This window comes from Bradyrhizobium sp. AZCC 1678, from assembly GCF_036924765.1.
Taxonomy (GTDB): domain Bacteria; phylum Pseudomonadota; class Alphaproteobacteria; order Rhizobiales; family Xanthobacteraceae; genus Bradyrhizobium; species Bradyrhizobium algeriense.
Genome location: NZ_JAZHSE010000001.1, coordinates 2,644,296 through 2,658,782, shown reverse-complemented (window position 1 = coordinate 2,658,782; position 14,487 = coordinate 2,644,296). Strand labels below are relative to the sequence as shown.

General features: G+C 59.8%; 12 protein-coding genes. 1 reads left to right on the top strand and 11 read right to left on the bottom strand.

All coding sequences use genetic code 11. From position 1 onward, the window contains the following. From V1294_RS12640 to V1294_RS12600, 9 genes are read right to left on the bottom strand one after another with little or no spacing between them, the layout of a single operon-like run. A complete protein-coding gene (locus tag V1294_RS12640) occupies window positions 1-1,242 on the bottom strand; it encodes an acyltransferase family protein (protein ID WP_334504615.1) in 1,242 nt (413 codons plus the stop codon). Next, entirely contained in the window at window positions 1,242-2,525 is a 1,284-nt protein-coding gene (locus tag V1294_RS12635) for a glycosyltransferase family 4 protein (protein ID WP_334497445.1), read from the bottom strand. Before V1294_RS12635 ends, V1294_RS12640 begins: the two co-directional genes overlap by 1 nt. A gap of 9 nt (window positions 2,526-2,534) precedes the next feature. After that, the gene (locus tag V1294_RS12630) at window positions 2,535-3,458 is read right to left on the bottom strand and encodes a glycosyltransferase family 2 protein (protein WP_334497443.1); all 924 of its coding nucleotides are present in this window, start codon (window positions 3,456-3,458) and stop codon (window positions 2,535-2,537) included. Then, on the bottom strand, window positions 3,455-4,162 hold the full coding sequence (locus V1294_RS12625) for a methyltransferase domain-containing protein (protein WP_334497441.1): 708 nt from the start codon (window positions 4,160-4,162) through the stop codon (window positions 3,455-3,457). Before V1294_RS12625 ends, V1294_RS12630 begins: the two co-directional genes overlap by 4 nt. Further along, window positions 4,159-5,928 carry a GumC family protein gene (locus V1294_RS12620; RefSeq protein WP_334497439.1) on the bottom strand — a complete coding sequence of 590 codons (1,770 nt, stop codon included), beginning with the start codon at window positions 5,926-5,928 and terminating at the stop codon, window positions 4,159-4,161. Before V1294_RS12620 ends, V1294_RS12625 begins: the two co-directional genes overlap by 4 nt. 3 nt (window positions 5,929-5,931) lie before the next feature. Next, window positions 5,932-7,344, bottom strand: a complete 1,413-nt coding sequence (locus V1294_RS12615) for a hypothetical protein (protein WP_334497437.1) — start codon at window positions 7,342-7,344, stop codon at window positions 5,932-5,934. Continuing rightward, the gene (locus V1294_RS12610; RefSeq protein WP_334497435.1) at window positions 7,341-8,582 is read right to left on the bottom strand and encodes a polysaccharide pyruvyl transferase family protein; all 1,242 of its coding nucleotides are present in this window, start codon (window positions 8,580-8,582) and stop codon (window positions 7,341-7,343) included. The genes V1294_RS12615 and V1294_RS12610 overlap by 4 nt, the downstream gene beginning before the upstream one ends. 34 nt (window positions 8,583-8,616) lie before the next feature. After that, entirely contained in the window at window positions 8,617-9,792 is a 1,176-nt protein-coding gene (locus tag V1294_RS12605; protein ID WP_334497433.1) for a glycosyltransferase, read from the bottom strand. Beyond that, a complete protein-coding gene (locus V1294_RS12600) occupies window positions 9,792-10,493 on the bottom strand; it encodes a sugar transferase (protein ID WP_334497431.1) in 702 nt (233 codons plus the stop codon). Before V1294_RS12600 ends, V1294_RS12605 begins: the two co-directional genes overlap by 1 nt. 531 nt (window positions 10,494-11,024) lie before the next feature. Between V1294_RS12600 and V1294_RS37955 the strand changes: the two genes are divergently transcribed. Next, on the top strand, window positions 11,025-11,519 hold the full coding sequence (locus V1294_RS37955; RefSeq protein ID WP_442895336.1) for a transposase: 495 nt from the start codon (window positions 11,025-11,027) through the stop codon (window positions 11,517-11,519). Between the two features lie 333 nt (window positions 11,520-11,852). Here the strand turns inward: V1294_RS37955 and V1294_RS12595 are convergent, their stop codons facing one another. Further along, a complete protein-coding gene (locus V1294_RS12595) occupies window positions 11,853-12,815 on the bottom strand; it encodes a carbohydrate kinase family protein (RefSeq protein WP_334504613.1) in 963 nt (320 codons plus the stop codon). A gap of 4 nt (window positions 12,816-12,819) precedes the next feature. Continuing rightward, entirely contained in the window at window positions 12,820-14,484 is a 1,665-nt protein-coding gene (locus V1294_RS12590) for an FGGY-family carbohydrate kinase (RefSeq protein ID WP_334483610.1), read from the bottom strand. Window positions 14,485-14,487: the final 3 nt, after the last annotated feature.

Here is a 14,487-nt window from a genome sequence, read left to right as displayed (position 1 = left end):
CTAGCGTCTCCTGTGGACCATGTCGGCGCGGAAGGGCGCGCCGGATGACACCTCTGAACGCGATGGCTCCAAAGGCGATGCAACTCCGTTCCAGGTCACAGTTACATCACCAGGCATCCCGCTCATCGGAATTCGGACGGTTTCGGTTCGAACAAATCGACACTTATTGAACAACGCACTGAAGCGTCGCAATTGCCTGCCGATCGGTTGCTCGACGAAATTGTGGATCGCGATGGTTGCCAGGATGGCCACGACGGCAGAGAGGAGGACAAACATCCATGATTCGCTTTTCCCAAAGAACCACCACCAAAGCTTCTCCGCGGCAATGATCGCAAAGAAATGGAACAGATAGAGGCTGTAGGATGCGTCCCCCAACTGCACGAGCCTTTGGGTGAGCCATCGCGTCTCGTCTATCCGCACCGTGACACAAAGGACGACACAAATCGCACTGATGACCCAGAAGGTAGCGATCCACTCGACGTCAACTGGATGAGTGCCAACGAAGGCTGCAAACAACATGACATCAACAACGAGAAACATGGCCAGCGCGATCAAAAGGAAAGCGTTGCTGCGAACGGCATGCGCGCTCTTGAGCCAGCGGGCGGCAGCTCCGAGCAAGACGCCGACACCGAACAGCAGGATGATGGGATCGGAATAGAACGTGATCAGGCTCGTGGGAGCGCGCGTATCGGCAATCGGCTTGAACACCGTTCCCGTCAGGACAACTCCTGCCATCAGAGCAATCAGCACCGTCAGTCCTTTCCTGCGCGACAGCAACAGCACCGACGCAAAAGCCGCGTAGAACATCATCTCGTAGTTCAACGTCCAGCCTACGCCGAGCGTCGGACGCATCGCCGCCATCGGGCCTGGTTCGACCGCAACCGGAATGAAGAACAGCGAGCAGATCAGCTTGTGGACGTCCAGCCCGGCGCCGTGATGAAGGCGCAGCACAACTTCAAGCGCGGTGGCCAACCAATAGATCGGAACGATCCGGATGATGCGGCTGGCGATGAACTGCCCCGCGGCGCCGGGAACAGCAAAGTTGTCGTAGTAAGTGTACGACATGATGAAGCCGCTGATGATGAAGAAGATCCAGACGCCAAGGAGGCCGATATGTATCGCGATCTGACTGGTCAACGGATCGGTCGGAGCCCATTCGGCTTGCCGCAAGATTGCATGAGAAACAACGACCAGGAGCGCCGCAACGGCACGCAGAATCTGGATCGCAGCAAGCCTGTTCATCACGCTACGGCCTCCTGCAGGGCGTCGCTATAGTACGAAACAAGCCGCTGCGCCCACTCGCTCGGGGTCAGCGAGAAGCGAGCGGCATTGGCGTACGCCAGATCGCTCATCAAAGCGGTCAGTTCGTCGTTGGATGCCAGAATCGACAGGGCTTTGCTGAATGCATCCCGATCGTAAGGATCGCAGGATATGCCTGCTCCGACCTCCGATAGCTCGTCGGCGATCATCGCAAAACTGGAGACGACGACCGGCAGGCCGCTGGCGAGCGCCTCGAACGCCACCAGGCCGAACGGCTCACGGTAGCGGCTCGGCATGACCAGGGCCCTGGCATCGCGGACGAGTGCGGGCATGTCATTTGCGCTCTTCCATCCGGTGAACTCCACCTCGGGGTAGATCCCGGCAAGCTTGCCCTCGATCGGACCGCTACCTATCACACGAACGCGCACGTTCGCATCGCGGGCTGCCGCAAGAAGAAGGTCGACACCCTTGTCCTCCTCGAGTCTGCCAACGAACAGGAACACCTTGTTTCGTTCGGCTTCGATGCGTCGTGGGCACCACGGCGTAACCGGGTTGCGCAGGGTCGCAAGCCTCGCCCGCGGAATTCCGCCGCGTTCGAGATGCGGCAGCATGCCTTCATGAACCGCCAGAACCCTGGCGCCCGACGCAAAATCGAAGACTGCGCGACGAATTTCCTGGCGGGCCGATCGCCAGAGCTTGTGGGCATAGTTGCGCCGGTCGCACGAGCTGAGCAGGCACGACGCGCTCATCGGCCGCAGCTCGCAGGGACTTTCGCTGCGGAAGTTGAAATAGCCGCCGTTCGGACAAACCAGGAAAAAGTCATGAGCATTGACGATCAGGCGCTTTGCGACTGGACGCAGCGCACGGAAGACCGAAGGTGATAGTATCTTCGACCAGCCATGCAGATGATAGATCGTGCCCGGCGTATCGTTGGCGGCAATCCAGGCGGCCAACCTCTGTTCGGCCGACACGTTGTAGAGCCCGTCCAGTGCCGCGCGCGGCAATGCCGTTCGGAGGATATGTTCACCGCCGACGGCCACGACATCTGCATTGCGCAGCCGGGGCTCGGAGTGCAAGCCATGGTCGCCGGTGAAATAAGTAACCGGAATGCCGCTGTCACCCAACAATGCCGCGGAATGCAACGCCACATTCGTGGCGCCTCCACGCACTTGGGATACATCGTTGATGATGACGACACGATCCGGCGCCAGCCGCGCTTGTTGCGACCCGGATGCCGGACGAATTTGGTCAATCACCTGCAACATACATGAATCTCACAAACTCAAAACGCGTTTCGGTGACAGGCGGCCGGCCAGCAAGTCGAGCAACGCACGAACGTTTCCTTTCAGTCGACCGGCGCGATCGATGTAAGGCTCCGGGCGAAACGCCTTGGCGACGTTGGCCACGACGTTGCGGCTCATCAGCTTCAGCGCCTTGCTGCTCGAGCAGGTGCCCTTGCGAACCAGATAGAGCGGGTTGGAAACCTGCGAGTAGCCGAGCCGGCGACCCGATTGACGGCTGGACTTCACGCCGAGGTGGACGCCGCGCGCGGCATCGATCTTCACAATCCGGCCATATGCCGCCATGCGACGGCTGAAGTCGACGTCCTCCAGCCAGCCGTAGAGTGGCAGGGTCTCATCAAACTCCAGCCCCCTCGCACGCACCACGTCGATGCGTACCGCCATGTTGCAGCCGTAGGCGCTATAGACGTTCTCGATCTCCTGCGTCGGCTCCGCCTGACCGTCTTGCTGCAGCGTCTTGAGCGCATCCTCGAAGGCGAGTCCGGGACCACGAATGCCGTCGGCGACAACATGTCCGGTGCCAACGACGACATCGGGCCTTGTCATAAAGGTCCGTTCGACAGCCTGAAGATAACCGGGACAAGGCACGAAATCGTCGTCGAGGAAGACGACGAGGTCGAAGGCCGCGCCCGCCCTGAGGATCGCATTACGCTGTATCGTCAGGCCCCGATCACTTGTGATGCAGCGAAGTCCCGGATGTCCTGAATCGATCCCTGATACATCGGCTGGCGATGCGCCGCAAACAATGGCCGCGTCAGCAATGCGCGTCTGCAAGCGCAAGCGTTCCAGCACGCGCGCAAGTATGAGCGGGCGACCCGACGTTGCAATACCTACAACAATCCTGAGCGGCGGATGGTGCACGCGTTCTTCGGACCAATTCGAGCTTGTGCCGCTCATCCAGCTGCCTCCGCGGGTCCGAGCGGCTTTCTGGCGTACGCCCACACCATGATGGGGACATCCGGCTCGTTGCGCAGCGAGCCGAAGAAACCGCGCTTGCGCCATGCTGACAGGTTAGCCTTAAGGCACGGACGATTGCCCCAGGCGAAGGTCTGAATCCCAGCTTCGGGAAACCCTGCCTCCTGCAAGAGGCAGGAAAGCCCCTCGGACGTCCACCGGTTACAGTCTATCGGCGATGGGTGATAGCGAACCAGAAACGGCGTAGCGATGAGGAAGTGGCCGCCTGGCCGCACCATCTCATATACATTGCGGGCAGCACGTGTCGGCCACTTCAAATGCTCAAAGACCTGGTCGGCGATGACCAGATCAAACTGATCCGGCAAGACATCCTTGCAGATATCGAAAGTCGGATAGCTCGTCCCCATGAATGACTCGAAGGCAAACCTGCTTTTCCATTGCGAGCCGGCCGACACCTCCAAAACACGAAGTCGCTCCGGTCCCAACCGCGTGATGAACTCGAACGCATGCCGATACATCGCCACACGCACCCAGTCGGTCGTGTCATAGCCAATCGCTTCGAGGTACCTTTTCATCGCTGCCTTGAGTCGGGGACGACTTCGAATGGCTGACAACACAGGAGTTGCTGAAGGTTCGGCAAACGCGCTAGTGGTCATCACTACCTCTCTCTGCCCGGCAATCGTCATGACCAGGTCTTCCGAGCAATTGCAGGAACGCGATTGAGAACGGCACCGAGCACCTTGCGGCCTGCAAGATTGAGTTCGATCACGCCGTCTCTTGCCTGGTCGACTGTCGTTTTCCCGAAGTCGACCACGATGATCACCTGGTCAATGTGGGAACTGAGCAGCTTCCAATGATCCGACGACAGCAGCGCTGGCAGATCGACGATGATCCGTTCGAACTCCAGCCGGGATTGCGTGAGTACTTCCGTCGTCCGTTCCATCAGGAGCCGATTGGTTTCGCCCGGCTCGAGGTAACTTTCGGCAGACGGCAACAATGCCAATGCAAGAGCACCAGGCCCGACCGCTCGCTCGGACTCCTGTCGTCCATCCGGCTGCGACTTTGTCGTCGTTCCGGTGGCCAGCTCCTGACTTAGTGTCCGGCTGTCAGCGCAGCTATCGACGAGAATGGTCCGTGCGCCGCTTCGCGCGTATTCATTGGCGAGGCATGCCGCAACCGTCGTCGATCCCTCACCTTCGCAACAGGCGATCACGCCGATGCACAAGACATCCGGATTCGCCGTTAGCGACGCGATAGTCGTTCTTAGCCTTCGAAGATCGGTCTTCACCGAAGCGCTCAGGCGGCCGGCCGCAATCCTGCTCAAGGTACCCGCAGCGTCTCGGGCCGTCGCGCTCCTGCTGAACCACCGCAGCTTCCCTTCCCGCCAGATGCTCGCCTCTGAAAGATCATTGATCGCACCAAGGGGGGCTATTCCGACATTCGTGCTCAGCTGCGCCAGGGAGCGAACGGCGCGATCGCCAGTGAGGCGTACCGCCGCAAACGCCGTTCCACTCAGTCCTCCCAGAACAACCGCGAATGCAAGAACGAGCGAGGTGCGTGGGCTGCTCTTTCCCAGCGGGGCCGACGCCCGGGAAATGATTCTTACATCAGCGTCCGGATAGCTGATGCGCTGGAGCGTCTCGTTATATTGGCGCTGGAAATCATCGTACATCTTGCGATAACTGGTCGCGATGCTCTCGAGTTCTTCGAGCTTTGCTCGAGCGTCCTGGCTGGAAAGGGAGTCGCCGACGGAGCGGAAGCGGTTAACCCTGCGCGCCGCCTCGAACGCCTGCTGCTGCAGGGTCTCCAATCGCTCCGAGAGCCACTTGCCCTGCTCCTCTGCGAGTTTGGACTTGGCCTCGACTATCGTTCTGATAAAAGATTCGGCGATTTCATTGGCGATCTCTGCGGACGAGTTCGGATCGGCGGACGAGAAGGCAATCTCAATGACTAAAGACTGTCCGATACGTTTCGTTGACAGTTTGCCAGCAAAGCGTGACGCAACCTCACGAAATTCCGTCGTATCTGGAGGACCGGCCTCTCCTGCTGCGGAAGCCGTCGAAGTTGGAGTAAGCCGGGCCAGGACAGTTTGGAAAAGCGAAGGTCCGGTCGCGAACTCCGTCCGCTGCTCAAGTTTCAGCCGTGAGATAACCGAATTGGCGACCCGGTCCGACTTGATTACCTCCATCTGGCTCTCAACGCGCGACTGATCCGACGTCATCGTCGGAGGCATTGGCGCTGCATTGAACAGTTCCGCTCCCCGGTTGGGGTCAATGATGACACTGGTCGTAGCCACGAATATCGGCGTCGCCAGCAGAAGATAGACCACAGCGGCAGAAACGGTCGCTGCGATGAAAGCAGCAATCGTCTTGCGGTTCTCCAGGAGAAAGGCGGCAATGTCCCAGACGCCGAACACCTTGTCATTCGATTTCGGATAGTGCGGCTGTCTCATGAACTACATCCCCACGGCGATCAATGGATTGCTTTTCACCAACGCCGGAGCCGCAAGCTCACGCAAATGTCGCCCGCTAGCGGCAAGCGCAAAGAAGATGAAAAAGAGAAATCCAAGATCGACGCTACCAGCCGATATGCAGGCTGAGCCAAAGAGAGCGAGGCATGCATGCAGGCCTGCACGCGCGACAACATCCTCAAAAGAAATCGGCCTTCCCATAGTGAACACCGAGGCCAGCGTCACGACGAACAGGAGCAAGCCGAGAACGCCCGTATTGGCGAGCAAGCCGACCACAAAGCTGGACGCCCGGACACTCCCGAGCCCGGCGCCGAAGCCCGAAGTGTCCCAAAAGTTCTGCAGCGCGAAGTAATTCCAGCGCATGCGCTCAATCCCGGACTGGCTTGCCAGCTTGTTGAAGACGGCTGCATCGTACAGGCCCGTCACAGCCGACCAGATCGAAGGCACGAACAAGATGACCACTAAAAGCAGGAACGGGATCATCGAGACGATAAAAAGATAACTGCAGTCCCTGCCGGTGGCCTGTCCGTTGGCGAGCTTCACAAGCGCACTGACCAGCATGAGCGACGAGAACATCGCCAAGGATCCATAGGCCGTCGTCGAAGTCGATAACAACAGCGATACCGCGAGAAGCAGCGCGAGCGATCCGGTGATGCGAGTGCGGAACCCGTACAGCCAAAGGCTCAGGGTAAATGCGTGGAAGCCCAGCGCCGCATAGCCGAAGGCGCCGGCTTCGGTGAATGTGCCGACGATGCGTTTGAATCCGCCGATTTCACCGGACTCGAGCATCCGGTAGTTGGCATTGCGGAGCCAGGAGAGCAAGAATCCCGTGTCGGTATAATGTGTGGCGACGTCGGCCACGGCCGAGGCGAGCAAGACCACCGCACACACGATCAACGCATTTGTGATGCCCCTCGCCTGGTCCCGGACCATAAGCGCCCAGGTGCTCATGAAGCATCCGAGATCCGCGATGAGATAGAAGGCCTGCGTCGCATTGGCGGCCCGAGGCTTCAACGGAAGACTGACGATACCAATGTCGGCGTCGTTTCGCGCGAGCGAGTAGGCGTAGGTCAGGCCTTGAAACAGCCGCGGCATGAAAAATGCGGTTGCAACGGCGTAGATCGTGAACAGCAGAACCCAGAAACCGGGCCCCGCCGGCGCAAGACTCTCGAGCGCTGCCGTGCGCAGACGCGGCCGCAGTGCGACCGTCATCGCAAGAAAGATGGCGACTACCACGACCGGTGGGACGCTTGCGTCGCCCAGCGCCGGAACCTTGAACGCAGCCGCTGCCCCCAGCAGGGCAGCCAGGGCCATCACCCAGAACGCCGCGATTGGGCCCTGCCACAGCACCCAGAGGCCCGCCAAAATTGTGCCAATGCCGATAATCTCGATGGTCATGCGCGAACCTTGCTGAGACGCATTGGGTTCAAGGCCCGTTCGGAATGTTCGATCAGCTTTGGCCGCGTCTCCCCCTTGAGCAGCCCCACCAGACCATCGATCGATGCCCCCGTTAATGTGAGTACACGCTTATGCTGGACCTCGCAGATCGTCTCGGCCCGCGCAGCGGCCAGGAGCTCTGGCATTATCTGCACAGCGTCATCGCTGAACTCCACCAGGTACCGGCTCCGTCCGACATTCGCAAAGAACGCCGCGAGCTTTGGGTCCCAACTCAATCCGACGTGCGCTATGCGGTAGGAGTATGCCAGGATGCATGCGTGCAGCCGGTGCGCGATGACCGCATCGAAGCTTCCCACCAGCTCCGCGAGTTCCCGGGGTGTCCTGCAGTCTGGCGCGCGCGCCAGCCCATCGTCACCACAGAACGAACCAACGACACGGTCCAGGCAAGTCTGGTCTTCCCGAGCTCCGTTCGAGAAGCAGGTTACGTCGTATCCCGATGCCAGCAGTCGCCTGATCAAGCTTCGATAGAGACCCATAACGGTCGTATCATCAGACTTTCCCTCCCCGTGATGTTGCAGAATGACCGGATGGGTCATCCCGACGCCAATAACAGGGCGCTTGCGCTGTCGCCGCGCACTTGATGGCCACACCTGAGACGCCATCAGGCCGGGATCCGGCGTCACGACGACGCCCTTCACGCGACGCTGGCGTAGCCGTCTCGCAGAATCGCTGTCGCGCACGCCTGCGAACACCAGCTGGTCCGCATGCAACAGTGACGAGATCAGTGCTGCACCTCGTCCAGACCGGCTTTCGGCGACACCTAGCCCAAACAAGGCGATCGGAACATTGCTGCGCTTGCACTCTGCCGCCACAATCGACAGCTTGACCGGGAAGTTGAGGTCGCCGTCCTGGATTAGCTGGCCGCCACCGACAATCGCGAGATCGGCATCGCGTAACGCTTCGCGCCAGACCGGTCGGCATTTCCTCCTCATCTGAAGGCGAAGGATTGCCTCTACCAAAACATCGCGCAGCAAGGCGGGCATCATCTGCAGTGCCTTCAAGGCAAGGACACGACGGCCTGATCTCGCCGAACTGTCGCGATCGGTGCGTCCGGCAAGATCCAGAGCTTCAATGCCGACATCGGGTAGTCGCCGCCCAAGCCCGGCTTCGAGGCATTCGGCAATCACCCCATCACCGAGGTTGGGGCTGTACTTAACGTTGAAGGTGACAACCTTCATGATACTACCACTCAACATTGTAACAGAATGCGATTCATCCGCCCCAGAACCTGCTCGCATGGACAACTCGCGCTCCGGCGCCGGACAGATTCTGAATCTGGTGGCCGCCAGCAACTGTCGCGTTTTCGCGCAATGCCCGTTCAACCGAACGCCTCATTTGGCGCTTGAAGCGCTCCTTACTGAAGCCGGCTGCATGCCGAACGATGTCGGTGGCGGAGAAGCTGATCGTCTCGGCGCGCGTGATCGCCTTCCCAAGCGCCTCCGTGGTCTGCTCCGAGAACAGCACGCCAGTAACGCCGTCGATAACTGTTTCGGTGGCGCCGCCGCGGCCGAATGCGATGACGGGCCGGCCGCTCGCCATCGCTTCGACCGGAACGATGCCAAAGTCCTCTTCACCGGGGAAAATCAAAGCAAGGCAACGCGCATAGTGATGCCGAAGGACTGCAAATGGCTGCGGTCCCATAATCGTGACGTTGGGCCGCGCGTGCCGCTTGAGAGTATCCAGCATCTCACCGCCGCCTATAACGATGAGCCTCTTGCCAGACGCGTTGAAGGCGTCAACGACCAGGTCGGCCCGCTTATAGGCAACCAGTTCCCCCACCATCAGATAGTAGTCGCCGACATCAGAAGCCGTAACCTGCTCGAAGGCGTCGACATCGACTGGTGGAAAGACAACATCGGATTCGCGGCGAAAGTATTTCCGGATACGCGATGAAACATTGTGGGAGTTGGCAACGAACAAGTCGACCCGAGCAGATGACCCCTGATCCCAGTTGCGCAGGTAGTGAGAGAACAGCGTCATCGCGGCGCGCGTCAGCAGGCCGGACGCGGACCTGTAATCGTGGTACATGTTCCAGATGTACCGCATCGGGGAATGGCAATAGCAGACATGCACCGCATGCGCGGGAGGAATGATGCCCTTCGCGGGACCGGACTCGCTGCTGATGATCAAGTCGTAGCCGCGAAGGTCGATCTGCTCGAGCGCAAGCGGCATTAGCGGCAGATACTTCTTGTACCATAACTTTGCCCGCGGCAGCTTGGCGATGAACGACGTGACGATTCGATGGTTGGCAATCGCCGGGGAGATGGACTCCGGCACCACTACATGCGTGAAGATGTCGGCCGATGGATAGAGTTCGCAGATGGCTTCGAGGACCTTCTCGCCGCCGCGCATCCCGACAAGCCAATAGTGGACTATTGCGACCCGCATCAGTATGTGCCCTTGGCCGTAATCAGCACCGGCACAGTCTTCGCGATGATCTTTATGTCATTCCAGAACGACCAGTTCTCGACATAGTCCCGATCGATGGAAACGCGGCGCTCGTAGGAAACATCGTTGCGTCCGCTGACCTGCCACGCGCCGGTTAGACCAGGACGCGTCAGCAGATAGTGCCCCGCGCTCGGTCCGTACATTGTGATCTCTTCGACGACCACCGGCCGCGGACCCACGATGCTCATGTCGCCTCGAAGAACATTCCAGAGCTGTGGCAATTCATCCAGACTGGTTTGACGCAACACCAGGCCAACCGCAGTCACGCGCGGATCGCACTTTAGCTTGCGCGTTTCGGCCCACTCCCTCGCAGCCTCGGGATAATCACGAAGATGCCGCGCCAGCACCGCGTCGCCATCCATTGCCATTGTCCTGAACTTCAGACAGCCGAAAGTGGAAGAACGAAAGCCGACGCGTGGTTGCCGGTAAAGAATGTTACCGCGATCCATGACCTTCAGAAGCAATGCAATGAGGAGAAGGAGCGGCGCGAAGGCCAGCAGCGCTGACGAAGAAACGAGAATATCAAGTAACCGTTTCGGTACGCCCCCGATCGGATACCTTGCCGATCTCTGCTTGATGCGCCTGTCGATGAGCAGGCCGACTTCTGTGGTCGCACTCTTCGGCAACTGATACAACTGCATTAGCTTAAGCTCCAATGAGGGACCTTCACGCAAGCCGTCCTCATTCCGCGGCTCGCGCCGCGGTCACGACTGGGTCTCGCTAGTTGGTCTCGCTTAATCGGCAGTACCGGGAACAAATCTCTCGGTCAGCCCGCATCGCTAATAAGTGCGCAACTATTGTTGTTAATTAATGCGTAACTATTGGTGCATCGCAACTTGATTATTCTAACCCACTAATGCGCGATGCTTGTGCATATTGATCGCTCAGTGTGCACGCACCGCCATCGATCTCACGCTCGGGAGCTGGCGCATTCGCGGTAGAGTGATCACGTACACGCTGTATCAGAAATTTTTATTCCGAGAGAAACCGATCCAAATCAGCTCGAAACTGAACTGAAGCCTGGTCTGCAATCCGCATTTGCGATCCGCACCTAGCTTCATTCGTGAACTGGTACGGTTCTCGCATGCCGTAAGCGCGCGTAAACATTTCTGAGAATGAAATCGGGGGAGTGGAACGTCTCGACGACGTTTTGGACGTAAACGAGGCCCCGTATGCGTACCGACCTCTCTCGCTGCTTCAAAGATGAGTGTGCTGCGCTCGAACTTGTCGAGGCCTGCATCTGGCCGAACGGGGTTGTGTGTCCACATTGCGGCGAAAATAGCCGAACTAGTCTCCTAAGAGGATCCAGTACTAAGACTGGCACGCGCAAGTGTTATGGCTGCCGAAAGCTGTTCTCGGTGCGAACAGGCACAATGTTCGAGTGCAGCCACGTCCCATTTCACAAATGGCTGAAGGCTCTCTTCCTGACCGGGTGCGGCACGGAACCTATCAAGCCATTTCAGCTCAGCCGGGCTATCGATGTCTCCTTCAAGACCGCCGCCCTTATGATCGCGCAGATCAACCAGTCTGCCGTCGAGTGCGGAATACGAACCTCTGAAGATAAAGCCGAGACTCCTCTGCCTGCGCACGAGCGCTCCACGCTGGTTCCGTCGGAGTTCCCAACGGCTGGAGAACCGCAAATCTCGACCGTGAACTCACACGCATAGGCCTCCCGCAGGAGCCAGCCTCGATGCAAAAGCTACCTGAGGTCCCGGATTCCGAGCCAGAGAAACAAGATAGCGACACAAGCTCGGAACTTTATAACGACGATCTTATTGCGCAGTTCAAAAGCCGCCTGAGGCAACTCCTGCGGGCTGGCCGGCCACGAAAGCGCTCGCCCCGCAAGCAGAACGACAAGTCAAACGGGGTGGGCGGGAATGACTGACCGCCAATGCGATGTGATCGTCGGCCGGAGGCCGTCGAACTACAATAAAGTTTCTCGGCGATGAGCACTTTGCGCCAATACATTGCCATGACACGCACCTGGCGGGCGCAATTTCTCAGCCGAGCCCATCCGACAAAAGACGAGATAAGGCGGCGCCGACATCCGATTGGCGCGGCGGATCGGCCCCGGCCCGCCCGCATGTGAAGGCCGCGCAAATCGAGGCAAACGACAGCACTCGACAAAGCTCATCGGAATTCATCTGCGACAGGGGGCGGGTTTTGATCCTTCCGATCGCACGCAAAGCGAATAGGAGCGCCGCTTGAAAACTGTCGCCAGCCCCAATGCTGTCCACCACATCTACGGCGGGGGCCTGAACCTCAACTGCGCCTGCACTTCCATGCCACGCCTGCGCTCCCTTGATCCCACGGGTGACAACAACCAGGCCGGCGCCCGCCTCGATGAGCGACCTGGCCTTTCCCGCATAGTCGTTGCCGCCGTATAGAAATTCAAAATCGACATCCGACATTCGCACGATGTCTGCAGCGGCCGCAAAAGCATTCATCTGATCGACGTAGTGCGCCTTATGCCTGACCAGATTGGGCCGGCAATTTGGATCGAAGGAGATGGTGATCGAGCCGGCTGCGTCTTCGATCATCGCCAGCGCCTGGGCTGCCCCGTTGTCGTTGGCAAGCGTGGTCGATCCGACATGAATCGCTTCGATCTCGTCGAAGGGGATGGAGCCCTGCCGATAGGTCCAGTTTCGGGACGCCGTCGCCTCGTCATAGAACGCATATTGCGGCTCGCCCGCGATAGTGCGGACGAAGGCAAGGGTCGTCTGGCAATCGCTGCGCGTCACGTAGCGAAGGTCGACCTGCGAGGCCGACGCATGATCGGCAATCATGCGGCCGAAGAGATCGGTGGAGATGCCGCCCACAAACCCCGCCGGCGCGCCGAGACGCGCCATGCCGACGGCGATGTTGAGACAGGATCCTCCGACAACTGGCACAGTCGCGTCGCGTCCATCCACGGACTTGACCGGCAGGAAATCGACCAGGGCATCTCCGCAACTCAGCAGCATGGCTCTAGTTCTTCGTATCACGTCTGGCGATCGATGCGATCCCCTGCATCGCATGACGGCTGTCTTGCTCCAGCTTTCGCATCAGCCCGTGAACCCGCCGCTTTGTCCGGTGGAAATCGGCTAGTCCCGGCGGTGTCTGTTCGCTCAGCCGGCCGATCGCGGACATTGAGGCCATCGCCTCACCGATTGACCCGCAAGACTTCGCCGCAACCGCGCCCAGCATGGCGGCGCCGAGCAGCACGGGCTCCTGCGTTTCGGGGACCGCAACGGTCAGGCCGGTTGTATCCGCCATGATCTGGCGAACCAGCGGACTTCGTCCTGCGCCACCGCTGATCACCATCATATCGCTGTCCACGCCGTGCGCTCGAAAAGCTTCGACGACATCGGCAAGTCCATACGCAAGCCCGCACAGCCCGGCCACGAACAGCCGCTCCATCGAGCCGATGTCGACGTCGAGATCCATGCCTGCAACGACCGCGCGGGAATAGGGATCGGCAAAGGGCGACCGGTTGCCGAGAAACTCGGGCAGAACGTGGATGTCACGGGCCAGCAACGCCGCCCCACCCAGGCTCGCGACGCCCGAGACGATGCGCCGTTCGAGAAATTCCAGAACTTCCATGCCGGCGGAGTGCGCAGTCGCGACGGCCTCGCTGTAAGCGGGATGAGACCTGACGAGATGATCGATGGCGGCACCGGCTGCGGACTGTCCGCCCTCGTTGAGCCAGAAGCCGGGCACCATTCCCGAATAGTAAGGACCCCAGACGCCGGGGACGAAGCACGGCTCACGCGTCGTTGCCATGATGCAAGCCGAGGTCCCCATAATGTAGGCAAGGCGACGACACACATCGACCGGCTCACCCGACTTCCCGCGCCCACCGATCGTGCCCACGCCGCCGGCGTGCGCGTCGATCAGCGATGCGGCGACCGGCGTGCCTTCGAGAAGTCCCAAATCCCGTGCCGCGGACTTCGTCAGGCCGGCACCCAGCGACGTGCCGGGTGCGACGATCTCCCTTCCGATTCGCGCATATTCGTCCGAGGCAAGATCGCCAAGACCAACGCGCTCGAAATAGCCGCGGCTCCAGCGCTGATCCTGGGCAAGATAATTCCATTTGCAGACGACCGTGCATATCGACCGGGCCGTTGATCCGGTGGCGTGAAACGAAAGATAGTCGGCAAGGTCGAAGAAATGGCCCGCGGACCGATAGGTCGACGGCAGGTGCCGTTTAAGCCAAAGCAGTTTTGGAATTTCCATTTCCGGTGAGATCGAGCCGCCGACATAGCGCAGGACCTCGTCCTGCGTCTCGTTCACCTCGCGCGCTTCGGCCATAGCGCGATGATCCATCCAGACGATAACGTTTCTTCGGTCGTCGCCGGACCCACTTACGGTCAGCGGATGGCCGCCGGCATCGAGCACCACGAGCGAGCAGGTCGCGTCAAAACCCAGGCCCTTGACCGTGGAAGGCGGAATGGCTGCCTCTCCCATCGCGGCACGAACCGACGCGGCGCATGCTGACCATATCTCGGACGACGACTGTTCGACGACACCGCCCGCTTCGTGCCATAGCGTGATCGGATGCCGGGCGGTCGCCAGCAAGGTTCCTTTCTCGTCAAACACTCCGGCGCGGGCACTCGACGTTCCGACGTCGATACCGATGAAGGCCTGCTGCATTGC

What these genes read in the sequence shown, in the direction of transcription:
- V1294_RS12640 (WP_334504615.1), bottom strand. Translation starts at nt 1,242, where the DNA reads ATGAACAGGCTTGCTGCGATCCAGATTCTGCGTGCCGTTGCGGCGCTC.
- V1294_RS12635 (WP_334497445.1), bottom strand. Translation starts at nt 2,525, where the DNA reads ATGTTGCAGGTGATTGACCAAATTCGTCCGGCATCCGGGTCGCAACAA.
- V1294_RS12630 (WP_334497443.1), bottom strand. Translation starts at nt 3,458, where the DNA reads ATGAGCGGCACAAGCTCGAATTGGTCCGAAGAACGCGTGCACCATCCG.
- V1294_RS12625 (WP_334497441.1), bottom strand. Translation starts at nt 4,162, where the DNA reads ATGACGATTGCCGGGCAGAGAGAGGTAGTGATGACCACTAGCGCGTTT.
- V1294_RS12620 (WP_334497439.1), bottom strand. Translation starts at nt 5,928, where the DNA reads ATGAGACAGCCGCACTATCCGAAATCGAATGACAAGGTGTTCGGCGTC.
- V1294_RS12615 (WP_334497437.1), bottom strand. Translation starts at nt 7,344, where the DNA reads ATGACCATCGAGATTATCGGCATTGGCACAATTTTGGCGGGCCTCTGG.
- V1294_RS12610 (WP_334497435.1), bottom strand. Translation starts at nt 8,582, where the DNA reads ATGAAGGTTGTCACCTTCAACGTTAAGTACAGCCCCAACCTCGGTGAT.
- V1294_RS12605 (WP_334497433.1), bottom strand. Translation starts at nt 9,792, where the DNA reads ATGCGGGTCGCAATAGTCCACTATTGGCTTGTCGGGATGCGCGGCGGC.
- V1294_RS12600 (WP_334497431.1), bottom strand. Translation starts at nt 10,493, where the DNA reads ATGCAGTTGTATCAGTTGCCGAAGAGTGCGACCACAGAAGTCGGCCTG.
- V1294_RS37955 (WP_442895336.1), top strand. Translation starts at nt 11,025, where the DNA reads ATGCGTACCGACCTCTCTCGCTGCTTCAAAGATGAGTGTGCTGCGCTC.
- V1294_RS12595 (WP_334504613.1), bottom strand. Translation starts at nt 12,815, where the DNA reads ATGCTGCTGAGTTGCGGAGATGCCCTGGTCGATTTCCTGCCGGTCAAG.
- V1294_RS12590 (WP_334483610.1), bottom strand. Translation starts at nt 14,484, where the DNA reads ATGCAGCAGGCCTTCATCGGTATCGACGTCGGAACGTCGAGTGCCCGC.